Annotated in this window: 20 protein-coding genes; 8 read left to right on the forward strand and 12 right to left on the reverse strand. The window is 46.0% G+C overall.

Annotation, left to right across the window (positions count from 1 at the left end; translation table 11 throughout):
- Nucleotides 1–11 precede the first annotated feature (11 nt).
- Nucleotides 12–389: a hypothetical protein gene (locus tag QQL36_RS10280; protein WP_083730264.1), complete on the forward strand. Its 378-nt coding sequence runs from the start codon at nucleotides 12–14 to the stop codon at nucleotides 387–389.
- 46 nt (nucleotides 390–435) lie between these two features.
- Here QQL36_RS10280 and QQL36_RS10285 read toward each other — a convergent pair whose 3' ends face one another.
- The 5 genes from QQL36_RS10285 to QQL36_RS10305 all read right to left on the reverse strand — a co-directional run bounded on the left by QQL36_RS10285 (nucleotide 436) and on the right by QQL36_RS10305 (nucleotide 6,076).
- Nucleotides 436–1,143, reverse strand: a complete 708-nt coding sequence (locus tag QQL36_RS10285; protein WP_321569663.1) for an SAM-dependent methyltransferase — start codon at nucleotides 1,141–1,143, stop codon at nucleotides 436–438.
- Nucleotides 1,127–1,906: an EI24 domain-containing protein gene (locus tag QQL36_RS10290; protein ID WP_083730266.1), complete on the reverse strand. Its 780-nt coding sequence runs from the start codon at nucleotides 1,904–1,906 to the stop codon at nucleotides 1,127–1,129. Before QQL36_RS10290 ends, QQL36_RS10285 begins: the two co-directional genes overlap by 17 nt.
- A 209-nt stretch (nucleotides 1,907–2,115) precedes the next feature.
- Nucleotides 2,116–3,135, reverse strand: a complete 1,020-nt coding sequence (locus QQL36_RS10295; RefSeq protein ID WP_321569664.1) for a PorP/SprF family type IX secretion system membrane protein — start codon at nucleotides 3,133–3,135, stop codon at nucleotides 2,116–2,118.
- A gap of 310 nt (nucleotides 3,136–3,445) precedes the next feature.
- Nucleotides 3,446–4,099: a uracil phosphoribosyltransferase gene (gene upp, locus QQL36_RS10300; protein WP_321569665.1), complete on the reverse strand. Its 654-nt coding sequence runs from the start codon at nucleotides 4,097–4,099 to the stop codon at nucleotides 3,446–3,448.
- Nucleotides 4,100–4,243: 144 nt separating this feature from the next.
- On the reverse strand, nucleotides 4,244–6,076 hold the full coding sequence (locus QQL36_RS10305; protein ID WP_321569666.1) for a vWA domain-containing protein: 1,833 nt from the start codon (nucleotides 6,074–6,076) through the stop codon (nucleotides 4,244–4,246).
- Between the two features lie 100 nt (nucleotides 6,077–6,176).
- On the opposite strand from QQL36_RS10305, the gene QQL36_RS10310 reads away from it, so the two are divergent.
- Nucleotides 6,177–7,250: an anhydro-N-acetylmuramic acid kinase gene (locus QQL36_RS10310; RefSeq protein ID WP_321569667.1), complete on the forward strand. Its 1,074-nt coding sequence runs from the start codon at nucleotides 6,177–6,179 to the stop codon at nucleotides 7,248–7,250.
- A 114-nt stretch (nucleotides 7,251–7,364) separates the two neighbouring features.
- Here QQL36_RS10310 and ade read toward each other — a convergent pair whose 3' ends face one another.
- Together ade and QQL36_RS10320 are read right to left on the reverse strand one after the other, a co-directional pair.
- Nucleotides 7,365–9,008, reverse strand: a complete 1,644-nt coding sequence (gene ade / locus QQL36_RS10315) for an adenine deaminase (RefSeq protein ID WP_321569668.1) — start codon at nucleotides 9,006–9,008, stop codon at nucleotides 7,365–7,367.
- 10 nt (nucleotides 9,009–9,018) lie between these two features.
- A complete protein-coding gene (locus tag QQL36_RS10320) occupies nucleotides 9,019–10,020 on the reverse strand; it encodes a WYL domain-containing protein (RefSeq protein ID WP_321569669.1) in 1,002 nt (333 codons plus the stop codon).
- Nucleotides 10,021–10,125: 105 nt separating this feature from the next.
- Here QQL36_RS10320 and QQL36_RS10325 point away from each other — a divergent pair, with 105 nt between their 5' ends.
- Together QQL36_RS10325 and QQL36_RS10330 are read left to right on the forward strand one after the other, a co-directional pair.
- On the forward strand, nucleotides 10,126–10,713 hold the full coding sequence (locus QQL36_RS10325; protein WP_143709169.1) for a hypothetical protein: 588 nt from the start codon (nucleotides 10,126–10,128) through the stop codon (nucleotides 10,711–10,713).
- A gap of 669 nt (nucleotides 10,714–11,382) precedes the next feature.
- On the forward strand, nucleotides 11,383–12,018 hold the full coding sequence (locus tag QQL36_RS10330) for a peroxiredoxin (protein ID WP_083730274.1): 636 nt from the start codon (nucleotides 11,383–11,385) through the stop codon (nucleotides 12,016–12,018).
- Nucleotides 12,019–12,398: 380 nt separating this feature from the next.
- Here QQL36_RS10330 and QQL36_RS10335 read toward each other — a convergent pair whose 3' ends face one another.
- From QQL36_RS10335 to rlmN, 3 genes are all read right to left on the reverse strand, one after another.
- A complete protein-coding gene (locus tag QQL36_RS10335; RefSeq protein ID WP_320580288.1) occupies nucleotides 12,399–13,145 on the reverse strand; it encodes an RluA family pseudouridine synthase in 747 nt (248 codons plus the stop codon).
- Nucleotides 13,146–13,211: 66 nt separating this feature from the next.
- A complete protein-coding gene (locus QQL36_RS10340; protein ID WP_321569670.1) occupies nucleotides 13,212–15,011 on the reverse strand; it encodes a pseudouridine synthase in 1,800 nt (599 codons plus the stop codon).
- Nucleotides 15,012–15,042: 31 nt separating this feature from the next.
- Nucleotides 15,043–16,086 carry a 23S rRNA (adenine(2503)-C(2))-methyltransferase RlmN gene (rlmN, locus tag QQL36_RS10345; RefSeq protein WP_321569671.1) on the reverse strand — a complete coding sequence of 348 codons (1,044 nt, stop codon included), beginning with the start codon at nucleotides 16,084–16,086 and terminating at the stop codon, nucleotides 15,043–15,045.
- 131 nt (nucleotides 16,087–16,217) lie between these two features.
- Between rlmN and QQL36_RS10350 the strand changes: the two genes are divergently transcribed.
- Nucleotides 16,218–17,417 carry a thiolase family protein gene (locus QQL36_RS10350; RefSeq protein ID WP_083729886.1) on the forward strand — a complete coding sequence of 400 codons (1,200 nt, stop codon included), beginning with the start codon at nucleotides 16,218–16,220 and terminating at the stop codon, nucleotides 17,415–17,417.
- Nucleotides 17,418–17,482: 65 nt separating this feature from the next.
- Here the strand turns inward: QQL36_RS10350 and QQL36_RS10355 are convergent, their stop codons facing one another.
- Nucleotides 17,483–18,055 (reverse strand): sigma-70 family RNA polymerase sigma factor, encoded by a 573-nt coding sequence (locus QQL36_RS10355; protein WP_083729887.1) that lies wholly within the window; start codon nucleotides 18,053–18,055, stop codon nucleotides 17,483–17,485.
- A 400-nt stretch (nucleotides 18,056–18,455) separates the two neighbouring features.
- Here QQL36_RS10355 and uvrA point away from each other — a divergent pair, with 400 nt between their 5' ends.
- The gene (uvrA, locus tag QQL36_RS10360) at nucleotides 18,456–21,272 is read left to right on the forward strand and encodes an excinuclease ABC subunit UvrA (RefSeq protein WP_321569672.1); all 2,817 of its coding nucleotides are present in this window, start codon (nucleotides 18,456–18,458) and stop codon (nucleotides 21,270–21,272) included.
- 111 nt (nucleotides 21,273–21,383) lie between these two features.
- On the opposite strand, the gene QQL36_RS10365 is transcribed toward uvrA, so the two are convergent.
- A complete protein-coding gene (locus tag QQL36_RS10365) occupies nucleotides 21,384–21,827 on the reverse strand; it encodes a DUF4293 domain-containing protein (protein WP_179091341.1) in 444 nt (147 codons plus the stop codon).
- Between the two features lie 434 nt (nucleotides 21,828–22,261).
- On the opposite strand from QQL36_RS10365, the gene QQL36_RS10370 reads away from it, so the two are divergent.
- Entirely contained in the window at nucleotides 22,262–24,538 is a 2,277-nt protein-coding gene (locus QQL36_RS10370) for an NADP-dependent malic enzyme (protein WP_321569673.1), read from the forward strand.
- Nucleotides 24,539–24,594: 56 nt separating this feature from the next.
- Complete coding sequence (locus tag QQL36_RS10375; protein WP_321569674.1) at nucleotides 24,595–25,626, forward strand: hypothetical protein; 1,032 nt, start codon at nucleotides 24,595–24,597, stop codon at nucleotides 25,624–25,626.
- Nucleotides 25,627–25,635 lie beyond the last annotated feature (9 nt).

Below are 25,635 nucleotides of genomic sequence, written 5' to 3' on the forward strand. Positions count from 1 at the left end.
AAACACATACTATGGGCAGGTTCCTTTTTACTATAATTGCAGTGGTGGTGTTGCTGATAGCGGGGGTAGTAGGTTACAGGTATTATTTCGTGTTTGGCCGTGGCGTAAAAGCCGGTGAGCTGAACTACTTTGTAGAGAAAGGTTATGTCTTCAAGACGTACGAAGGCAGGCTAATACAGAGTGGCTATCGTTCCAGGCAGCCAGGTGCGCTACAATCCAACGAGTTCCGGTTTTCAGTGACCAACGATAGAGTAGCGGAGCAGTTGATGCGTAGCAGTGGTAAGTTTGTAGAATTGCATTACAGGGAATATCTCGGTGCGCTGCCCTGGAGAGGGTTTAGCAATTTTATCGTAGATAGTGTGCTGTCAATAAAAGATCCGGTGTATTAATAAATTTAAAAAGCGCTTTTACCGAAGGTAAAAGCGCTTTTTAAATTTATTGTGCTAACAGCAGAAATATCGCCGGTTTTTTATGCAGTTCCGGCAGTTGCTTTTTCCACTCTTTAACCGTTTTCGTTTTAATATACTCCTCCGGCCCTGTAATATCCGCAGCTACACATACCAGGGTCGTTTCTTTACAGGTGGTGACAATATCTTTCAACAAGTGATTATTACGGTAAGGTGTCTCTATAAACAACTGTGTTTGTTGTTTCTTTATCGATTCCAGTTCCAGCTCTTTAATCGCTTTCACGCGCTCAGGTGGCCTCACCGGCAGGTATCCTACAAACTGAAAGTTCTGTCCGTTCATACCCGATGCGATCAATGCCAGCAGCATTGAATTCGGCCCTACCATAGGTATAACCGGTGCATCCACAGTATGTGCCGCCATCACGACCAGGTGCCCGGGATCTGCAATGGCAGGACATCCGGCCTCACTCATGATACCAATGTCTTTTCCTTCCAGCAGCAGCTTCTTAGCCAGTGCGGTATCCGGTGGATGATTTCCATGCATGAGCAATAGCTGTAAGCTATCGATATTAATACTACGGTCCAGCGCTTTTAAGTACCTTCTGGCTGTCCGTTCATTCTCCACAAAGAATACGCTGATTTTTTGTACGGCCGCTGTAATATAAGGCGGAATGGTGTGCAGTGCCTCAGGGCTCAGCACAGTAGGAATCATGTATACTTTACCAGGTTGCTCCATGTAACAGGCGTTTATCAGATAAATGAATAGTTGCAGCAATCACCGCATAGGAAGGAGCCATGATCCATCCTAAAACAGGAATGAACATCATTAAATAAAACACCATACCATTGCCGAGGGCAATACCTCTGTGTGCGCGTATAAATTGAATACTTTGCTTCGTGCTCAGTTTATGTCTTTCACAGCTATAATCTACCATAGAAAAACCATAGAAATAGGCCTCAATAAAAAAGGCAAACAGGGGCGTGATCCATCCTACTATGGGTATAAACGACAGTACGATCAGTGCAATTACACACAGTGTCTGGTTCAGACTATTGCGTAGTGACATCCTGATCCCTCTCATCATATCCTTAAAGAACTGTTGCCAGCTGAAAGGATATTCCTTCCTGTCCATGAGTGCTTCTGTCTTTTCCGACAGGTACGAAAACAGGGGAGAGCCCAATACCAGGAACAGATATTTATAGTAAGAAAAATAAAGTAACAGGATCATGATACGGATGGAGATTCCCAGCAGGATAAAAAAGAAACTGATCCAGCTGCTTTCGAGATCCTGGATCCATACTTTTACCGGGAGCAGGTTAAAAAGATATTCAACAAAGTCCCCGGAATATCCCCATACAAAATAAATCCCCGTCATGAACAGTATGCAGTACACAATGCCTGGTATCAGTATCCACTTCCATAACTTGTGCTGCATTATAAACTGATGTGCTTTCCCATAGGCCTGTACGGCCGCCAGTACTTCTCTGAATGAAAACAAAATTCTCGTGTTTTTGAATTAGTTATAGCATTATTCGCATTGATCGGATTGTAAGTAACTAAAAATCACTGTAAAAACCCTAAAAAAATAAGCTGAGCGGGAATTGCGGGGGCCTTTTGTGATAAAATCCCTGAAAATAGGTACGGTTGTAAAATAAGAGACCTGCCTGTTTGTAGCAGGCAGGTCTCTTTATATTCGTTTATGTCAGACTAGAATCTTGGACAGTTTGTTTTATACTTGTTGTTGTCATTCCTTCTGTGAATGTAGATCACAGACAGCTCCATACCACCACGGTAGTTAGAAGCCGGTTTCAGTGTAGATACGTTCATATCGTAAGTAAGACCTACGGTGAAACCACCGATTTCCAGACCTACATAAGGATTGATCGCATCTTTCAGACGGTACCAGCTACCCAGGTAGAATACAGTAGGATTTTCTTCCATACCGCCGCTCAGGTCAAAGCCATAAGCACCACCAAAAGTAAACTCGCTGGCAGTGCTCTGTTTCATGTACAATGCACTGGCGTGGATACGGTTTGTACCATTTACAGGGAATGAACCACCTCCATGTACAGTTACGCGGGATGTGAGCCTGTTATTGTTCTGTTGCATGAACGTTTCAGTAGGCTGAGTGATATGGTATAAGGAAACACCTGCGTAAATGTTGGAAGATTCACCGACCAGACCGTTATACAGGATACCGATGTTTGGATCCAGATAAGAGATGCTCGGATTTGAAATGGTTTCGCCGCTAGGGATAGCAGGGTTATAACCATTATTGTCTATCTGGTTTTCGAATACCAGTTTGCTTTGATCAAGTCGTTTGGAAACGTATGTAGCCTGTACACCTACAGCGAGGGTATGGTTTCCTTCCGGATCCAGACCTTTGTGGTAAGCAGTACTAAAGCTCAGGTAGGTAGAGGTGAGTGCACCACCGCCAGTCCTGTCATACATCGCCATCAGACCTACGCCCCAGATATCGGTATAAGAAATGACATTTTTGAGGATGCCGAAGTCGATAGCTGCAGTACCGGTAGTGAAAGGGGTAGAGATGCTTCTCCATTGTTCACGGTAATTACCGGATACTCTGTAGTCACCTGAGAACAGTCCCGTCATAGCAGGATTCAACGTCATTGGAGACGCGAAAAACTGCGAAAAGTGGGGATCCTGCGCCCTGGCGGGGTTCATCAGATAAAGGGTGATTGTTAAAAACAGCAACACTTTTTTCATAGAGCAATACTTATGTATAGGGTTTCTCGTGCCTACGTGTGAAGGTACACAAAGCTTGTTATATCTCAAATTAAAATTATATAACTTTAACACTGAGAAACCTCTAAGTCATTCAGAATTATTGGTTTATTAACTATATTTTCCCTTACAGAACTACCGATTAACGGGGTAGTTTACTTATTTTGGCTGTATTGTTGCACGTCCTGGCATTATGGCCTGGAATCCTTTCCTGGAGCCGTTTGAATCAATGCGAACCAGACCTGATTAGCACAGGTCCGGTCAGTCTCTTTATACTCGTTTTAGTAAGTTCTTAATTTTGCAATTTATTTCCAAAGGCAAGGTCACCTGCATCACCCAAACCAGGTACAATGTAACCTTTTGCGGTGAGCTCATCATCAATATCTCCAGCCCAAATGGTCATATTGTTGTTAGCATGTCGTTGTACATATTCGATACCTACTGTACAGGCAATGGCTACCACCAGGTGAATGTGTTTCGGTTTGCCAATGTCCTGCAGGTGTTCGATGGTTTTAACCAGTGATGCACCTGTAGCCAGCATAGGATCTGATATGATTACTACCTGATCTTCGATAGTTGGGCTGGATACATATTCCAGGTTGATATCGAACGTTCCGTCATGATTGTGTTTACGGTAGGCCGATATAAAAGCGTGGTCCGCCTTGTCAAAATAATGAACCAAACCCTGGTGCAGCGCGAGGCCTGCTCTCAGGATGGTAGCCAGTACAGGCTGCTGTTTCAATACCCGGCAATTGGCAATACCCAAAGGGGTTTGCACTTCCTTTTCCTCGTACTCCAATGTTTTGCTGATCTCGTAGGCTGCAATTTCTCCCACTCGCTCCATATTCCTTCTGAAACGCATTCTATCCTGCTGAATTTCCATGCTTCTGATTTCACTCAGCCATTCGCCTACGAGTGAATTGGTACTACTCAGATTTACTATCATGGCTGCAAATTACCAATTTTTTCAATCCAAAAAAGAAGGGGCCGATGGAAAAACACCGGCCCCGATAGGTATAAGGCGCACTTTCGAGCTTAAAATATTTCCCCCTTACAGTAATACTTTGGTTAACAACGGATGAAAGGCCAGCTACTGATTGTCGTCATCTGCCATCACATTGGAATAAGCAGGGGTTCCGTTGTTCAATAATTGCGCTTTTTTAACCAGCTGAATAAATTCTGCCCGATAGCCTTCCTTATCTGCTCCTTTGGCGCTTTCAGCAAGGGTTAGCACCTGGGCATAAGTGGCTTTCCCCTTAAATTCAGACTTCCTGAGCAGCATACCAAATGCTGCAACAGCAGTAGCCATTTTGAAGTCGTCTGGTATCCGGGTCACTTTTTGCGAATTCCAGCGCATGGTTTGTGTGAAAACCTTGCTACTGTTGGATTTTGGCTTTTTATAACGCACATTCACTGTCAGCGCTTCTTCGTTGTAGTAAGCATTGGATAGATTCATCTGGTAATACTTCAGCGGATAGGTAGCATCGTCGCCTTTGGAAGGCACCACTTCGTATAGCGCAGTTACAGTGTGACCTGCACCCATTTCGCCCGCATCCTTTTTATCATCCTTAAAATCTTCTGCTGCCAGCATCCTGTTTTCATAGCCGATCAGGCGATATGATTCAATAAAATGAGGGTTAAATTCTACCTGCAGTTTCACATCTTTCGCTACGGTAAACAGCGTGCCACCAAACTCTGTCACCAGCGTGCGGCGGGCTTCTTCGTAAGTATCGATGTAGGCATAGTTCCCATTTCCCTTGTCAGCCAGGATTTCCAGTTTATTGTCTTTAAGGTTACCCATTCCAAAGCCAAGAACAGAGAGGAAAATCCCCTTTTCTTTTTGGGTTGAAATGAGTTTTTCCAGGTCGCCTTCGCTGGAAACACCTACATTAAAATCACCGTCAGTTGCGATAATCACACGGTTGTTGCCATCTTCAAGATAGTTGGCCGCGGCAGTGTTATAGGCCAGTTGAATGCCTGCGCCACCAGCTGTGGAACCACCAGCTTCCAGTTTATCCAGCGCATCCATGATGGCCATCTTTTCACTACCCGGCGTGGAGGGCAATACCACACCTGCAGCACCTGCATACACAACGATGGCTACATGGTCGATAGGACGTAATTGTTGCGTGAGTACTTTCAGTGATTTGATCACCAGTGGCAGCTTGTTTTCTGCACGCATAGATCCTGATACGTCGATGAGGAAAACGAGGTTAGCCGGTGGTAATTTTTCATTAGATACTTCCATCGCTTTCAGACCGATTCTCACCAGCTGGTGAGTAGGCTCCCAGGGGCATTCGGTCATATCGGTATAGATAGCTACCGGGTCATTGCCGGTAGGAGGTTTGTATTGATAGTCAAAATAATTGATCATTTCTTCCACCCGTACCGCATCGGCAGGAGGCAGTTCTCCATCATTCAGGAAACGACGTACATTGGAGTAGGAGGCCCTGTCTACATCGGCAGCGAAAGTGCTGAGTGGGTGCAGGTTCACCGCCTGGAAACGGTTGTCGTGAATAGGAGCGTAGGCTTCCTGCTCCTCACTATTGACGGTAGCGTAGCTGCAACCCATAGACCTCATATCTTTTATGATACCATAACCAGTTATCACTATCTCACTCAACTGTTTATTTTCAGGCGCCAGAGAAGCAGAAATCTTTGATTGTTTGTCAGTAACGAGGACTTCCTTTGTTTTATAACCTATAAAACTGATCACTAAAGTAAGATTCCCTGCCGGTGCCTGGAGGTGGAATTCACCATTTGCATTGGTAATGGTGCCCATACTGGTACCTTTTATAAGTACGGAAACGCTGGGTAATGGCTGGTGGTTGTCTGTATCGGTGATAATACCAGTCAGTGTTCGCTGGGCTTGTGTAGTAAGGGTAATCAGCCCTGCCAGCAACAGGAATAGGTACTTTAGCATAGTCATTTAGTTTATTCTGTCTATATGATGCTGGTCAGGGTATTGATTCCATAATCCAATGAAAAAAAAATATCAAATACATTTGCACAAATTTTAGGGCATGGTATACAATGTAATAGGAGTCACTTCAGGTAGCTCACTGGATGGGCTGGACCTGGTGTTTGTAGCTTTGACAGAGGTAAGGGGCAAGTGGACATACGAGATCAGGGCTGCTGAGCGTAAAGCATATACAGAAGACTGGAAAGAAAAACTGTCAGGTGCAGCGAACCTGCCTGCAAGAGATTATTTTTTGCTACATAGTGAATATGGACATTATATCGGGCTTGCGGTAAAGGATTTTATTGCTACCCATGGTTTTGATCACCATGTACATTTTATTACGACCCATGGGCATACAGTGTTCCATATGCCATCACAAAAGATGACGGCACAGTTGGGGGATGGGGCGGCGATTACTGCGGTAACAGGGTTGCCTGTGATCAGTGACCTGCGGGCCATGGATATTGCCCTAGGTGGTAAGGGCGCGCCTTTATTGCCGGTGGCGGAGCAGTTGTTGTTCCCGAATGCAGCTTATAGGGTGAATCTGGGTGAGAATGCGACTGTTTCTGCACAGAAAGAGGGAGAATTGGTAGCGTTTGATGTGTGTCCCTGCAATTATGTGTTGGATAGTCTGGCAGAGTCATTGGGTCGTGCTTATGATGAAAATGGTCAATTGGCTGCTGGTGGGGTGACAGATCCGAAATTGCTGGATGCGCTGAATGGGTTGGCTTATTATGCACTGCCTTATCCAAAAACGCTGACGAATAAATTCGGTACCGGTACGGTGTTGCCCATGATGCAGGGGCATCAGCTGTCTACACAGGGAAAGCTGAATACATATACAAAACATATTGCTACACAGATCGCGAATGCCGTGAAGTTGATTGGTGGGGAAGAAGGCGTAGTGGGAGAAGTATTGCTCACCGGCGGTGGTGCGCATAACAGTTTTCTCGTAGAATCAATAAAAGAATTAGGTCTTACAGTTACACAACCAGATGCACAAACCCTGACATTCCGTACCGCTTTAATGATTGCATTGTTAGGTGCATTGCGTTGGAGACAGGAAACAAACGCATTCGCTTCAGTAACTGGTGCGGACCACGACAGCGTAGGTGGCGCACTTTGGAGTAACTAAAAACACTTTTCAAACCTGCGTTTGTTTCGGGTTGTGCCGGAAGGCGCAACCCGAAACAAACGCAGCAGCAATTCAAATGCCTTTTGCCGAAGGCAAAAGGCATTTGAATTGCGTTTATTTATTTTCTATTAACGAAGTAAAACTAAAACTATCCCCATCAAACAACCCCTTATCACTCAATTTCAAATGCGGTATCACCAACAATGCCATAAATGACAGCGTCATAAACGGTGCCCCCAACTCACTCCCCAATCCCTTCGCCGCCTTATCCAACTGGCTATACTGCTCCGCCACTTCATACCCATCCAGATTACTCATCAACCCCGCCACCGGCAGCGATAACACACGTGCCTCGCCATCATCCACCACACTCACTCCACCCTGTGATGCAATCACCGCATTTATCGCCTGTACAATACTCTTATCATCCACACCCACCGCAATAATATTGTGACTATCATGCGCCACAGAAGACGCTATCGCTCCCCGCTTAAATCCAAACCGCTTAATAAACGCCAACGCAACCGGTGCGGCATGATATCTGTTCACCACCACTAACTTCAACACATCGCTCTCCACATTGCTATACAATGCACCATCCACCACTGGCAACTCTTCTATCAACATATTCGTGATCAACTGACCATCCAGTGCCTCAATCACCTTCACAGTAGCAGTACTACCATCTGCAACTATACGTAAATCATCAACCGAAACCGGCTTACAATCAAAGTTATTAATCACCGGTGCCACCGGCGCTGTAATCAGCGTCTTTCCACCCTCCGCTACTTTCTCTCCATTCACATAAGTGGTTTGTATATTGAACTCCGTAATTTCATTCGTTACAATAAAATCTGCTGCATCACCCAATCTCAGTAATCCCGCAGGAATCTTGTAATGCTCCACCGGGTTGATACACGCCGCCCGCAATACTTTAAAGAGATCTACACCATGGGCCAATGCTCTCCGCACCAACACATTGATATGTCCTTCCACTAAATTATCCGGATGTTTATCATCACTACAAAACATCATGTTATCTGAATGCTCATGCAGCAATCCTACCAGTGCTTCAAAATTCCTCGCCGCACTTCCTTCTCTGATAAGGATCTTCATCCCATACTTCAATTTATCCAACGCTTCTTCCGCCGTAAAACACTCATGATCCGTACTAATCCCCGCATCAATATACTGCTTAGCGGCATCGCCTCTCAGCCCTGGTGCATGGCCATCTACAGGCTTATTCACTTTCTTCGCCGCAGCAATCTTTGCCATCACATCCGGATCATTGTGCAACACACCCGGAAAGTTCATCATCTCAGTGAGATATAACACTTCAGGCAATGCAAGCAGTGCTTCTACATCGCACACCGTTACCGTAGCACCCGCAGTTTCAAATATCGTAGCCGGCACACAGGACGGCGCACCAAAACAGAATTTGAAAGGGACTGTTTTCCCATTGTCCAGCATATATTTCACCCCTTCAACACCACAAACATTCGCGATCTCATGCGGATCAGATACCGTTGCAATCGTACCATGCACCACCGCCAGTCTCGCAAATTCCGAAGGCGTGAGCATAGAGCTTTCCACATGCATATGTGCATCTACAAACCCCGGTAAAATATACTGCTGATATGTACCCTGATCCTCACTGATACCAGTGATCTTTCCATCCGTTACAGTGATCGTACCCGGATAAATACGTTGTGCAGGAATGTCTATAATATTGCCAGATATCTGGAAGTTTTGTGCCATGGTGCTGATTTTAATAACGTTCTAACATTGCTTTTGCTTCTGCTGCTATTTGTTCCGCCAATGGTGCAGGCTGTAGCACCTTTACATTTGCGCCGTAACTCATCAGCAGCATTGTCAGCTCCTTATTGATCACTACATTGATAGAGATAAGACATTCTTCTGCCGTATCAGATTCTATCTGTTGTGAAGGATGGATAGGTTGTGTCTTGATATATTTACCCTGGTGAGGTGTAAAAGAAAGGATCACTTTCTCAGGTTCACCCTGTGGTACCGTCACACCAATAGCATGCTGGAAATAACTGGCATCATCAAAGTTCTTTGCATCAAATTTCTTATCAGTCGGCCATAGATCCATGATACGATCCAGTGCAAAGGTAAGCAGCGTACCTCCCTTTGCTTTCTGGCTCTTACCCACGAGGTAAAAGCGTGATTGATATTCACGCACGTGATAGGGCTCCACCCAGTGCTCTTTTGGCTCATTGCGGTCAAAGCTCTGGTACGATATCCTGATCACATCCAGGTTCTTAATAGCATCTACAATCGAAGGAATATGCGATGCTCCTTTGTATTGTGTAGCGCGTGAAAAGCGGATCATGCCTTTGTGCTCCAGCACCTCGCGGTTTTGTTTCAGACTGGCGGCTATTTTCAGGATCGCATCTTCAAACTGTTCAATCACAGGCAGACTACGAAACTGCTCCAATATGCCAATAGCGATTTCCAGGCCTTCCAGGTCCGCTTCCTCGATGGGAATATTGTTGATAGAGTAAGTCTCATCTTCATACGAATATGTACCACTCGACCTATCATATACAATAGGGGCGTTGTAATTCAGTTCCGGATCATGGCGCATATCCTGTATATCCTTTTGGATAGTACGTACAGAAATGCTTTTGTCCATTTTTCGGGAGACAAACTCAATAAGGTCATCAAGGGTGGGTTTTTTCAGACGTTTATTTCGCAACCGCTCATCAATCCAGCGATAACGGGAAACAGCATCCTTATTCTTCGGCATGCAATATTATTTAGGTGCTAAAATTAATGAAATTGATTTTATCGGTACGCAAATCCTCTGCGCGTAGTGCATCTACTTTTGTATAGTCAATAACACGAGATGTATATGAAACAGTTTAAAACAACGCCTTCAGTAAATACATGCCCCGCCATATCAGTAGGACAGATCATCCTGGATGACTCTAACTATATCACAATATGGGGCAATCTGCAGCAGGGTGACGACTGGACCCGTTGCGATTTTGTGACTACTTACGAAGTGCTGAATACCATGCTACGCTACGTTCAGGACAGGAATGACGCTGTACAGATGACCATCGTAAAGAAGCTGGAAAATATGCAGCAAATACCGGAAATCATAGATCTGGAGGCGGAACTGGGTAGTGCAGTTGTGTTTGACAATATGAACTTTTTGTTAACCCGTCCCGGCTTTCGTGAGCAGGGAGAGTGGATAGAATATACTGACGGTGAATGCTACTATATTGAGCAGGTAACCCCGGCCATCCCCGTTAAGAATCACCAGTATGAAAAGAAGATAGGACAGTGCATGGACATGCTCTATATGAACTATGAACTGTATCTGGGCTATCTGGAACTGGATTTCGACGAGGATGGCGCCCGTCAGAAAGCTGATCTGTGCGATGATCTCAAATACACCCTTGCCTACTACGCATGGAAAGAAAGAACGATGTAAGCTATTCTCCAAACTACCCTCTAAAAACCCGATCCTGACCCCTATGATTGTTGCAATCGTTCAAGCGTGTTATCCCTAATACCTTTGTTCTCAGTTGTTTGTTTTGACCTCAGCCCTGCCTGTTTCTCAGGCAGGGATTTTTTTGTGGAGCCATTCTGGTAAATTTATCCCTCAGTTTGTAATTATCCCTCAATATCCCGGTATCACCCAATATATCTCCATATCCCTCACTATCTCCCGGTAGGTGTCAATATCTCCCTCAATCTCCCGGTATCACCCAATATATCTCCATATCTCTCACTATCTCCCGGTAGGTCTCAATATCTCCCTCAATCTCCCGGTATCACCCAATATATCTCCATATCTCTCACTATCTCCCGGTAGGTCTCAATATCTCTTCATATCCCCAGATATCTCCCAATATCTCCCGCTATATCTCCAATTATCTCCATATCCCTCCATATCTCCCGATATCTCTCCATATCCCCCAATTATCCCCCGGTATTTCCCACGACGCGGCCGATAATCGCCACAGGCAGCAATCGACGCCTGCCGTTTATCCCCCTAAAAAGTACCGCACCTCTTTATTTTCAAAAATTTAACAGCAAAGTCTATAATATTTGTAGGAAATAACTATTTTTGGTAGCGTAACCGTAAAAAGAATAAAATATGAGCTTAAGACTCGGAGATATAGCACCAAATTTTCAGGCTAAAACATCGATAGGCGAAATTGATTTTTACGAATACCTGGGCGATAGCTGGGGAGTATTGTTCTCTCATCCAGCTGATTACACCCCGGTATGTACTACCGAATTAGGTAGAACAGCGGCGTTGAAAGATGAATTCGCTAAACGTAACGTTAAAGTGCTTGCACTCAGTGTTGACCCCGTGGATAAACACCTCGGCTGGATCAATGATATAAACGAAACCCAGAACACCAAAGTGGAGTTCCCTATCATCGCAGACGAAGACAGAAAAGTGTCTGACCTGTACGATATGATCCACCCAAATGCTTCTGAAACTTTCACCGTTAGGTCACTGTTTATCATTGGCCCGGACAAGAAAGTAAAACTCATCATCACTTACCCGGCTTCTACAGGAAGAAACTTCCACGAAGTACTCCGTGTAATTGACTCCCTGCAGCTGACAGCTAACTATCAGGTAGCTACACCGGCAAACTGGCAGGATGGTGAAGATGTGATCGTAACAGCCGCAGTGAAAACGGAAGACATTCCTGCCCGTTTCCCTAAAGGCCACAAGATCATCAAGCCTTATCTGAGAACAACACCTCAGCCAAACAAATAAGGCAGGAACATACATAAGAAACTTTTAAAACCTGCCCACGATGTGGGACAGGTTTTTATTGATAAGAATTTTTAATGGTTGGTTTTTGATTTTTACGAAACGGGGATTTCTCCCCGTTTTTTTATACCCATATATGAACCCATATATACCCATAAACACCTTCATGAAAGAAGGGATTCACCAATGAGGATGAACCCTATTTTCAGAAAAACCTTCATGAAAAAGGGAATTTACCAACGAGGATGACCCCCATTTCAGAAAACACCTTCATGAAAGAGGGGATTCATCAATAGGCGTGAAACCAATTTTCATAAAAAAGGCTGCCCCTGGTCGGAGCAGCCTCAATATCAAAAGATCTGAAGATCAAAACATCAATACACTTACAACACCAGCTTAGGCACATACCCGCTGCTGTTCTTGCGCAGCTGTGTCACCACCGCCTGGATATCCTTGGCCAATGGCGCCTCTGCTACCTGTTTTTCTCCCTGCTGATCAGTAAAGTGCAGCTGGAAAGAATGCAGGGCTAATCTGCTCAGCAATGGGCGTTCTTCCACATCATGCTTACCCAGCTTATAGGTCTTTTTGATAGCAGACAGCAGGATAGGGGTATTGGTACCATACATCTCATCTACTGCTATCGGGTGGCCTATATGCTTCATGTGTACCCTGATCTGGTGGGTACGGCCGGTATGAATCTGAAGTTTCACCAGGCTATACAGGCCAAATGCTTCCAGCACTTCATAATCCGTGTGGGCGTTTTTACCCTTTTTAGCGGTCACCATTTTACCCTTTGTGATCGGGTGTTCAGCAATGGCTTCCTCGATGGTGCCGGTAGCTGGCGTCAGCTGACCGTTCACCAGCCCCAGGTAGAACTTCTGAACGTTTCTGCCTTCGAATGCCTGGGAGTAATACTTGTGGGCCACTTCGTTTTTCGCAAAGAGGATCACTCCACTTGTATCCTTATCCAGTCTGTGTACGGTAAAGATATTACCATAGTGTTTTTTCAGCAGTCCCTGAATAGAAGACAGCTGGTTGTCGTGCCTGTCCGGAATGGTCAGCACGCCTGCCGGTTTGTTGATGATCACATAGTCCGGCGTTTCTTTTATAATCAGGTCGTTAATGCGCATAATTTATTTAAAATGCAATGCTTGAGCCGAATGAATTCCTTTTAAGTCAGGTATCGCAGCGGTTCCTTATTTGAAATGCTTAAGCAGGATGATTTCTTTTTCAGTCAGGTAGCGCCAGTGGCCCCTGTTGATGTTCTTCTTTGTTAATCCCGCGTAGGTCACACGATCCAGTTTCTCCACTTCATATTCCAGGTGTTCGAAAATACGGCGAACGATACGGTTCTTGCCGCTATGAATTTCGATACCTATCTGTGTTTTATCAGCGTTGTCTACATATCCCAGTACATCTACATTCGCCACACCATCTTCCAGGGTCACACCTGCCAGGATGGCTTCAAAGTGTGCTTTGGTCAGTGGTTTGTTCAGACCTACGTGATAGATCTTACGGATGTTGTGTTTAGGGTGAGAGAGTTTCTGTGCCAGTTCACCATCGTTGGTGAGCAGGAGCAGACCAGAGGTGTTACGGTCCAGGCGACCTACAGGGTACACTCTTTCTTCTTCGGTAGCATCCTGGATCAGTTCCATCACTGTCTTACGGCCTTCTGGATCGTCAGTCGTGGTGATGTAGCCTTTCGGTTTGTTCAGGAGGATGTACACCAGGTTTTTCTGGATGTGCATTTTCTTACCAAGGATGGTTACTTCGTCTTTCTTAGTGACTTTGAAAGCAGGTTCGGTGATGACGGTACCATTTACAGTGATCTTACCTTCTTTTACATAGTCTACAGCTTTACGACGAGAGCAAAGGCCGCAATGAGCGATGTATTTGTTCAGTGGCATTTCGCCTTCGATTGCTACACCAGATTCATCTCTGTCGCTTTTTTTGCCGAAAGAACCAGTGGAAGATCCTTTACGGTCACGTCTTGAAGCAGTTTTACGTTCCTGTCTGGCAGCAAAACGCTCATTGGTATTGTCGAAATATTTCTTGCGGTTGAAACCACTTGGGGTTTCACGCTCGTCTTTACCTTTTCTGTCGCCACGGTCAGTACCATGGAAGGCGCTGTCATCACGTTTCGCACCTGGTTTAGGTTTGAAAGGTGTTCTGCCATTGGCAGTTTTTAGGGCTGGTTTTATTCTGTTACGGCGGGAAGCATCCTCGCCATCAGTTTGTTCTTTCTTTTTGAATGCAGGAAGTGGTTCACCATTTTCGTCTTTTCCAGCGGGGCGGCGTGCAGGACGCTCGTCGCTCTTACGGCCACGGAAACCTTCTCCATCGTTCTTACGCGGGCGGAAGCCTTCACCATCATCGCTCTTACGACCACGGAAACCTTCTCCATCGTTCTTACGCGGGCGGAAGCCTTCACCATCATCACTCTTACGGCCACGGAAACCTTCTCCATCGTTCTTACGCGGGCGGAAGCCTTCACCATCATCACTCTTACGGCCACGGAAACCTTCTCCATCGTTCTTACGCGGGCGGAAACCCTCTCCATCATCACTCTTACGACCATGGAAACCTTCTCCATCATTCTTACGAGGACGGAAACCCTCTCCATCATCACTCTTACGACCACGGAAACCTTCTCCATCGTTCTTACGCGGGCGGAAACCCTCTCCATCATCACTCTTACGGCCACGGAAACCTTCTCCATCATTCTTACGAGGACGGAATCCTTCTCCATCGTTCTTACGTGCCTGGAAACCTTCTCCATCATTCTTACGCGGGCGGAAACCTTCTCCATCGTTCTTACGACCACGGAAACCTTCTCCATCATTCTTGCGCGGACGAAATTCTCCATCATTCTCTTTGCGTGGCGGACGTCCGCCAGTAGCACTACGTTTCGCCGGGCGGGAATCATTTCCCTTTGCCCTGGATTTATTTTCCTTGAAAGGAGAGAATCCTTTTTTAGCAGGTGTATTTTTCTTCATCTGTTAGTATTAAAATTTAAAAAAGGGGAGATCAGCCTTTATTTGCCAGCTGACCACAAGCCGCGTCAATATCTTTACCACGGCTGCGGCGGAGACGGGCATTGACCCGGTTTTTACCCAGGTATTCCATAAAAGCATCTGCCACTTCTTCTTCCGGTTTCTGGAAGCGCGCATTGGAGATGGGATTGTATTCTATAATATTTACCAGATCGGCCGGCACCTGTCTGTAGATGCGGATCAGCTCATCGGCATCCTGTAAGGAGTCGTTGAAGTCTTTGAACAATATATATTCGAAAGAGATCTGGCTTTGTGTTTGTTTGTAGAAGTAGTTGAGCGCCTCTATCAGTACTTTGAGGTTATTTGTCTCGTTGATAGGCATGATCTGGCTGCGCTTCTGATCATTGGCGGCGTGCAGGGACAGGGCGAGGTTGAATTTCACCTTGTCGTCTCCCAACTGACGGATCATCTTGGATACGCCGGCAGTGGATACAGTGATCCTCTTTGGAGACATACCCAATCCATCCGGACTGGTAATGCGCTCGATGCTCGCCAGTACATTTTTGTAGTTGAGCAGGGGTTCTCCCATACCCATAAATACGATATTGCTCAGTTTCTTGCCGTAGGCACTCATGGCCTGGTCGTTCAGAAGGGCTATCTCATCGAAGATTTCATCGAATTCAAGGTTACGTTTACGATCCATATACCCTGTGGCACAGAATTTACAGCTCAGGCTGCAACCTACCTGTGAGGATACGCAGGCGGTTTGTCTGGTATCAGTAGGTATCAGTACGCCTTCTACGAGGTGACCGTCATGTAATTTGAATCGACTTTTGATAGTGCCGTCTTCGCTATGTTGGGTGGTATCGACCTGTACGGCAGGTAAAGTGAAGTGTTCTTCCAGCTTGGCGCGTAGCTCTCTGGAAAGGTTGGTCATTCCGTCAAAACTGGTTGCATGCTTGAGCCACAGCCACTCATACACCTGTTTGGCCCGGAAGGGCTTTTCCCCAATAGACCCGAAGTATTCCTGTATCTCTGACAGACTCAGCTGCCGGATATTCGTTTTGCCCAATTTCATTCCTGACCTTTATGTGATATAATGTCTGCCTTACGGCAGTCGGTATTAATCTGCGAAGATACGTAAATTTTTATCGTCCAAAAATCCCCTACATTTACAACCTTTTATTAACCAAAGCAATCCTCCAAGCAATGCAAGCTGCTTATATAGTAGACGCAGTGCGTACCCCAATTGGCCGCTATGGCGGGGTGTTAAGCACTATTAGGCCCGACGATATGCTGGCCCTCCTTATCCGATCGATGATGGAACGAAATCCCACCCTGGACCCCAACAGCATTGAAGATGTGATAGCCGGGGCTACCAACCAGGCAGGGGAAGATAACAGGGATGTGGCCAGAATGTCTGCACTACTGGCAGGATTGCCAGTATCGGTAGCGGGCAATACCGTGAACAGGCTTTGTGCCTCCGGTATGCAGGCGGTGATGGATGCTGCCAGGGCGATTATGTGTGGAGAAGGAGATGTGTACCTGGCTGGTGGGGTCGAAAGCATGACCCGTGCTCCCCTGGTGATGCCAAAACCCGATGCCGCCTACAGCCGTAAAACAGAAATAGTAGATTCTACCATAGGCTGGCGTTTTACTAACAGGAAGCTGGCGGATATGTATTATCCCTATTCCATGGGCGAAACTGCTGAAAATATTGCTACCCGCTGGAAGATCTCCCGCGAAGCCCAGGATGAATTTGCCCTTGCGAGCCAGATAAAGTACAAAGCCGCACTGGATGCAGGTATCTGGCCAAGAGAAATCATTCCCGTACCTATTACTCCCAATAAGCAGGAACAGGTGGTGATCAGCAATGACGAACATCCCAGGGAGACTTCATTAGAAAAATTAGCCGGGTTACGTCCTGCCTTTGCTAAAGAAGGTAGTGTCACAGCGGGTAACAGTGCCGGTATCAACGATGGCGCTGCCCTTGTATTGATAGTATCCGAACAGGCTTTGAAGCAATATAACCTCAAGCCCCTCATGCAGGTGAAATCCATGGCAGTAGCGGGTGTGGACCCGGCTATCATGGGCATAGGACCGGTGCCGGCTACAGAAAAAGCACTGAAGCGCGCAGGCATTACTGCCAGTCAGCTGGATCTGATAGAACTGAATGAAGCCTTTGCTGTACAGGCCCTGGCTTGTATACAGGACTTAGGACTGGATCCGTCAAAAATTAATGTAAATGGTGGATCCATTGCTATGGGACATCCGCTGGGATGTACGGGAGCAAGGATAGTAGGGACCCTGGGGCACGAAATGAAGCGCCTGCAGGGAGTGAAATACGGTTTGACCACCATGTGTGTGGGGGTAGGACAGGGAGCCGCTATGATCTTCGAAAATCTGTAAATGCAAAAATAACGGGCGGTCGATCATAATAATCGGTCGCCCGTTTTATGGCAAGCAAGAACGGATTACAAACAAATTTGTTTCTCCGTCATCATCTTCCGGAGGTTTATCAGGCCATAACGCATACGACCTAATGCTGTATTGATACTCACCTGCGTGAGATCAGCAATCTCTTTAAAGCTAAGATCAGCATAGTGACGCAGGATGATTACTTCCCGTTGTTCCTCAGGCAACATGTCGAGCATACGACGCACACGGTCGTGGCTCTGACGGGTGATCATCTTTTCTTCTGCACTGCTTTCGCTAAAGCTCAGGACATTGAAAATGTCTTTGTCGTCGCTGGTTTTGATGATCGGTGTACGCTTGATCTTACGGAAGTAATCTACACACAGGTTGTGTGCGATACGCATTGCCCAGGGAAGGAATTTACCTTTCTCTGTATAGCGTTCAGCCCGGATAGTATCGATGATCTTAATAAATGTGTCTTGAAAAATGTCTTCAGCCAGGAATGAGTCCTTGACTAATAAAAAGATAGAGGTATAGAGCTTGTCTTTATGTCTTTGCACCAGTTCTTCCAATGCATTGGCATGCCCTTTCTTAAATAGGGTAATTAATTGCTCGTCGCTGAGTTTGTACATTATTTGCATAAACGTCTACAATAGCGGGTTTATAATAAAGAAACCGACTTAATTCAAGTCTGCTGTAGGTGAAAATAGTGTAGAGTTTATGCTATAATAGGAAGTTTTTATGTGTGATAGTTATTTCAGCCGATGCTCACGATTCAGGTAGTAATGCAAATATAATGTTAAAGTTGAATTAAACAACCCCCTGACATCAGTGATTTGTCATTATTGAAAGATTTAATATTGAGTATCAAGGCAGAAATAAAGTGGTTGCTTTAAAAAAAGAAAAAATCCCTTGTTTCATGCCGCCGCAGGCCGTTTCAAATTACCATAACAAGCTGAAGATTTTCATTTGTTTCAAATCCCTTACCTTCGTAATGCTAAAATTTTTGGCAAAATAACAACTCGCTGGAATATGGCTACAAAATCAAAGAAACCGGAAATCATTGCCGACGATGCCCCCATCAATACGCAAGATCAGATATATATAAAAGGAGCCAGGGTGCACAACCTAAAAAACGTAAGTGTAGGCATTCCCCGCAATAAACTCGTAGTCGTAACCGGCGTATCCGGCTCAGGCAAATCTTCCCTGACCATGGATACCCTCTACGCCGAAGGCCAGCGCCGCTACGCGGAAAGCCTTTCCGCATACGCCCGCCAGTTCCTGATGCGTATGAACAAACCAGATGTAGACTATATTAAAGGTATCTGTCCTGCCATCGCCATAGAACAAAAGGTCATTACCCGTACCCCCCGTTCTACCGTAGGCTCCATGACAGAACTCTACGATTACCTCCGTCTCCTGTTCGCCCGTATCGGTAAAACCTATTCACCGATCTCCGGCGAATTGGTAAAGAAACACGAAGTAAGCGACGTCACTGACTATATTAATAAATTGCCTGATGGCACTAAGATCCAGATCCTGGTCGTCTTCCGCCGTCATGAGAAAAGAGACGTAAAAGAAGAGCTGCAGATCCTGATGCAGAAAGGCTTCTCCCGTCTGTACGCCAAAGACAGGCAAGGTGGAAAACTCCTCCGCATCGAAGAACTGCTGGAAGAGAAAAAGCCAACCTTGCCTAAAGAAACTTACCTGCTCATAGACCGCCTCGTAGCCAAAGACTTCGAAGAAGACGACCTGCACCGCATCGCGGATTCTGTGCAGACGGCCTTTTACGAAAGCGAAGGCGACTGCCTCGTAGAGACAGACGGTGGCGATATACAGCACTTCTCCAACCGTTTTGAACTGGATGGGCTGCAATTCGAAGAGCCGGTACCGAACCTCTTCTCCTTCAATAACCCATACGGGGCCTGCCCTGTATGCGAAGGCTTTGGCCAGACACTGGGTATCGATGCTGACCTCGTCATACCAGACAAGCGCCTCAGTGTATTCGAAGGTGCCATCGCTCCATGGAGAGGCGAAAAGATGGGTGAATACAAAGAAGCCCTCATCAAGGCATCCCGCAAGTTCAACTTCCCCATCCACAAACCGATCACCGACCTCACTGAAGATCAGTATAACCTGCTCTGGACAGGCAATGAGCACTTCTACGGGCTCAATGAGTTCTTCAAAATGGTGGAGCAAAACCTCTATAAAGTTCAATACCGTGTACTGCAATCCCGCTACCGTGGCCGTACTACCTGCCCTGAATGTGGGGGTGGCCGCCTCCGTAAAGAAGCGCTGTACATCAAGATAAACGGTGCCAACATCGCCAACCTGGTAGAGCTGCCGGTGGAAAACCTGTACGCCTGGTTCAACCAGTTACAACTCAACGAATTCGACCAACAGGTGGGTAAACGTATCCTGCTGGAAATTCACCACCGTATCAAAACCCTGCTTGACGTAGGGCTGGGTTACCTCACCCTGAACCGTGTAGCCAATACCCTCAGTGGTGGCGAAAGCCAGCGTATACAGCTGACACGCTCCCTGGGTAGTAACCTTACCAACTCCATGTACATACTGGATGAACCCAGCATAGGCCTGCATGCCCGCGATACCCACCGCCTGATCGGTGTACTCAAGGAACTGCGTGATCTGGGCAACACCGTAGTGGTGGTAGAACACGACGAACAGATGATGGAAGAAGCAGACTATATCATCGATATGGGACCGCTGGCCAGTCACCTGGGTGGAGAAGTGATCTTTGCCGGTGACTATCCATCTATTCTAAAAGATGCGAACAGCCTGACCGGCAAGTACCTGAGTGGTCAGCTTTCTATAGAACCACCTGCCCGTATCCGCAAGTGGAAGAAATCTATCACCCTCGAAGGTTGTAAACAAAACAACCTGAAGAACATAGATGTGGATTTTCCATTGGAAGTACTGTGTGTGGTAAGTGGTGTGAGTGGCTCCGGCAAGACCACGCTGGTAAAGCAGATCCTGTATCCGGCCCTCATGAAACTGAAAGGCGAATTTGCAGAAAGGGTAGGACAGCACCGTGCGCTGAAAGGTGCGCTGGACGATATCACTCAGATCGAAATGATCGATCAGAACCCGATCGGTAAGTCATCCCGCTCCAACCCTGTTACCTATATCAAAGCCTACGATGAGATCCGTGATCTCTTCTCCCGTCAGCCACTGAGCAAGATGCGCGGCTTTCAGCCAAAGCACTTCTCATTCAACGTAGACGGTGGCCGTTGCGATGCTTGTAAAGGGGAAGGGGAAGTAGTAGTAGAAATGCAGTTCCTGGCAGACGTGCACCTGCAATGCGAAAGCTGTGGTGGCCGTAAGTTCAAGGACGAAGTATTGGAAGTGACTTACAAGGGAAAGAACATCTACGACGTATTGGAAATGGGTGTGGACGAAGCGCTGGATTTCTTCAAAGATGAGAAGGATGTAGTGAATAAGATCCGGCCGCTCAGCAATGTAGGTTTAGGTTATGTAAAACTGGGCCAGAGTAGCGATACCCTGAGCGGTGGCGAGGCACAGCGTGTAAAACTGGCTTCCTTCCTGGGTAAGGGTAAGGCACAGGGGCACATCCTTTTTATATTCGATGAACCGACCACTGGTCTGCACTTCCATGATATCAAGAAACTGTTGGGATCATTCAATGCATTGATCGAACAGGGGCATTCAGTCATAGTGATCGAACACAATACAGATGTAATAAAAAGTGCTGACTGGGTCATAGACCTGGGGCCTGAAGGCGGGGCCGGTGGCGGACAACTGCTATATGCAGGGGTGCCGGACGGACTCAAAAAAGTAAAAGAAAGTTATACCGGACAATACTTATAAAAGAAAGGCAATGCTTATATAAAGAAAAAGGCGGACCATCTGGTCCGCCTTTTTTCTGAAAATGGGTTTCATCTTCGTTGGTGAATTCCCTCTTTCATGAATGTTTTTATGTTATCTCAATCTATCCAGAGATTTAATCAGTTTTTCATCCTTATAGATACCTCTCGCTGCCATGATCAGGAAGATCAGGATCAACACCGGTAGAAACGCACCTGGCAGGTAAGTAGACGAAGCAATCGTTTTGCCTGCTGACGCGAATGCATTTACAAAATCCTGCACTTTAAAGTACTGCAACGCGATCGCCACTATCGCCAGAAAAATATCCAACACCGTCAGTCTGAACTGTAGTTTCCGGTTTTTAAACAGGAAAATACAGAACACGGATAGCGCTACAATCAGCATGTAGACTACAAACACCATAAAATTTGACTGGGCATTGAAATACTTAGGTACCTGATCATCACTCAGGGTCACTTTGAAGATATCCAGAAACCATGTTCCTACAGCAGCTCCGGCAGCTACCAGAAGGTAAAGACTTTGAATGCGTTGTATCATGTTATTCAGGCAGATTAATACGCGGTAAAAGTAAGTAAATATTTCATTTATGGCCGTGAGCCACCTTAACATAGGATAAAAATATGGATAACCTGCCCATAACCCGGAGATAAGCCGTAGATAAGCCGCCTCTATATAGATGCGGCTTATCTACGGCTTATGGGCGGCTTATATGCGGGTTATAGGCGGGATATCCCCGGGAAAGACCTATAGTCGTGGTATAGCTGGTATAGCCCGATAGGATGTAGTCTGGATAAGGGTTTTCAAAGCCGTTAATTCATCAGGGAAGTGGTTGTTTTTATAATGATAATATACTGACCGGTATAATAATGTTGTTAAAAGTGTCATCCATACATATAATACTGACATATTACAGCATCCTTTCCTCCAATACTTTGTATATTTGACGCCCAAGAACAATCTCATTTTGAATTATGGCAAGAAAACAGAACAAGCAGGATGCTTTAGACTATCATGCTTTAGGTCGGCCTGGGAAGATCGAAGTAATACCTACTAAAAACACCAAAACACAATGGGACCTCTCACTCGCTTATTCTCCTGGAGTAGCAGAGCCCTGCAAGGAAATTCACAAAGACGTAGAAAATGTTTATAAATATACTGCCAAGGGCAACCTGGTAGCAGTCATCAGCAATGGTACTGCTGTACTGGGGCTGGGTGATATCGGCCCTGAGGCTGGTAAGCCGGTGATGGAAGGGAAGGCGGTATTGTTCAAGATCTTCGCAGATATTGATGTGTTTGATATTGAATTGAATACCAAGAATGTAGATGAATTCGTGAACGTGGTAAAAGCCATGGAACCTACCTTCGGTGGGATCAACCTGGAAGATATTAAGAGTCCTGAGTGTTTTGAAATCGAAGACCGCCTGAAAAAGGAACTGAAGATCCCGATCATGCACGATGACCAGCATGGTACGGCCATCATTTCCAGTGCTGCGCTGTTGAACTCTATGGACCTTGTGAAGAAAGATATTGCAAAGGTAAGGATCGTGTTCAATGGCGCCGGTGCGGCAGCTATGGCCTGTGTAAAATTGTATGTAGCCCTGGGTGCCAGAAAAGAGAACATCATCATGTTCGACAAAGATGGTGTAATTAGCACCAGTCGCGAAGGTTTGTCAGAACTGCACCGCCAGTTTGCAACAACAGCGAATGTAAACTCTCTGGCAGATGCGCTGAAAGGGGCAGATGTATTTGTTGGTTTATCGGTAGGTAATGTGGTCACACCGGAGATGATCAAGACAATGGCTGAAAATCCGGTCGTATTTGCGATGGCGAACCCTGATCCGGAGATCGCTTATGATCTGGCGATTGCGTCCCGTCCTGATGTGATCATGGCGACAGGTCGTTCCGATCATCCTAACCAGGTGAACAATGTATTGGGTTTCCCCTACATCTTCCGTGGTGCGCTGGATGTACGTGCCACACAGATCAACGAAGCCATGAAACTTGCTGCTGTCAATGCACTGGCAGAACTGGCGAAGGAACCGGTACCAGATATCGTGAACCTGGCTTACAACGAAAAAAATATCTATTTCGGTCCCCGTTATATTATTCCAAAACCCCTGGATCCACGCCTGCTCAGTCATGTAGCACCGGCAGTGGCAAAAGCAGCGATGGAAAGTGGTGTTGCGCAGCAACCAATAGCGAACTGGGAAGAGTATACGAATGTACTGAACAAACGCCTTGGACTGGACAACCAGCTCTTCCGCGTAATTGGTACCAAAGCCCGTCAGGATCCACGCAAGGTAGTATTTGCAGAAGCAGATAACCTGAAGGTACTAAAAGCTTCACAGGTAGTAAGAGACGAAGGTATCGCTTACCCGATCCTGCTGGGTAATGAGCAAAGGATCAGGACCCTCGCTGCAGAAAATGGTATCGAGCTGGAAGATACTGTGATCATCGATCCTAAGAGCGATGAGATGACAGAGAAACGCCATGAATATGGTGAACTGTTTTTCCAGAAACGTCAGCGTAAAGGTTTTAACCAGTACGAAGCGAAGAAGGTAATGCGTGAGCGTAACTACTTCGGCTGTATGATGGTGGAAACTGGTGAGGCAGATGCATTGATCTCTGGTCTGACACGTAACTATCCGGATACCATTCGTCCGGCATTGCATGTAATTGGCACTGCGCCAAATGTAAAGCGTGTGGCAGGTATGTACATCATCAATACCAAGCGTGGTCCGCTGTTCCTGGCCGATACGACAGTCAACTTTAACCCTACTGCCGAAGAGCTGGCCGAAATCACACTGCTGGTTGCTGAGGAAGTAAGACAATTCAATATCACCCCACGCATTGCGATGGTATCTTATTCCAACTTTGGTTCCAGTCCAACCCCTGAGGCACAGCTGGTAGCCAAGGCAAGAGATATTGTGAAAATGAGGGAACCGTCACTGATCGTAGATGGTGAAATCCAGGCTGCGATGGCGTTCAATAAAGAGATCCTGAAGGATAGTTATCCGTTCAGTGAGCTGATAGACCAGGAAGTAAATACCCTGATCTTCCCGAACCTCACTGCGGGCAACGTAGCCTACAACCTGTTGCAGGAAGTAGCGGGTTTTGATGCTATCGGGCCTATCCTGCTGGGTATCAAAAAACCAGTACATATTCTGCAGTTGGGTAGTACCGTAAGGCAGATAGTGAACATGGTGAATATCGCTGTAGTAGAAGCACAGCATAAATGCTGCAAATAATATAATTTACAGGTCTCTGTCCACGGGCAGAGATCTGTATCTTTATAGTAAAAAGCATGCAGTACATCTCCCGGAAAAAGACCTTCTTTCCACTGAATCCTGCATTTCGCGGGTACCTCAAATTGTACGAGCGGGAGATCCGGTTGCCGATATCTTACGAAGAGCTCCGCTATTATGATTCCTCCATTCCTGTGTATGACAAAGACGGGAAGGATACCCTCTGGGAATCTGTATTTTATCCTGATAGTATGTATGGTCAGCTGAAAGCGGGCCTCAAAAGAATTTACTCCATCCTCAAGGCTGGCGGTGATCAGGCTGCAGAAGAACATTTGCAGGTAGAGCGGATTGATTACTGCACATTTGGGAATTCACACCCTTTCCGTATCAGGATTGTCAATACCTACAACGAAGTTTACGATTATTTTTATATCAAGACGGCCGATGCTTCACGCATTTACGGTTTAGAACTGGAACATATTTTGTCTCCTTACTGGATGAGTTACATTGTAGATGGGAATACACTGGTAGAGGAGCATATTGCGGGTGTACCGGGCGATCAGTTTATAGACCAGTATTTACAACGGCCGGAGTTTAACCCTAAGCGTATAGCAAAGGAGTTTGTAAAGTTCAATGAACGGTGTTTTGTACGCTTGTTGGGGGATATGCGATCGTACAATTTTGTGTTTGATATCACACCTGATTTTGATGATGTACAGTTCAGGATCAGGGCGATTGATTTTGACCAGCAGTTTTACGAGGGAAAGCGCACATTGTACATGCCGCAGTACTTTAAGGAGAACAGGATTTTCGTAGAGCTGGCCATCAAACATTTAAATGCAGAGGTAGTAAAGCAATATCAGCAGGAGGAGCGATCGCTGATAGCCCGCAGGATTAAGGCGCACAGACATCGGATCAAGGATCTGAGGGATGTGATCATGACGGATAGGGTGTCGTTTCCTGAAAAGATTACGCAATTGGGAGAAGAGCTGGCGCAGTATTATGATGATGCCGTATTTGGGAGGTGTAAGACAATGGGGGAGATCATAGAAAGAAGTTTGAAGCGTTTATTGGTAAAAAGTTTAAAATAAGAATCAGCT

This window comes from Chitinophaga sp. LS1 (genome assembly GCF_034274695.1).
Taxonomy (GTDB): Bacteria; Bacteroidota; Bacteroidia; order Chitinophagales; family Chitinophagaceae; genus Chitinophaga.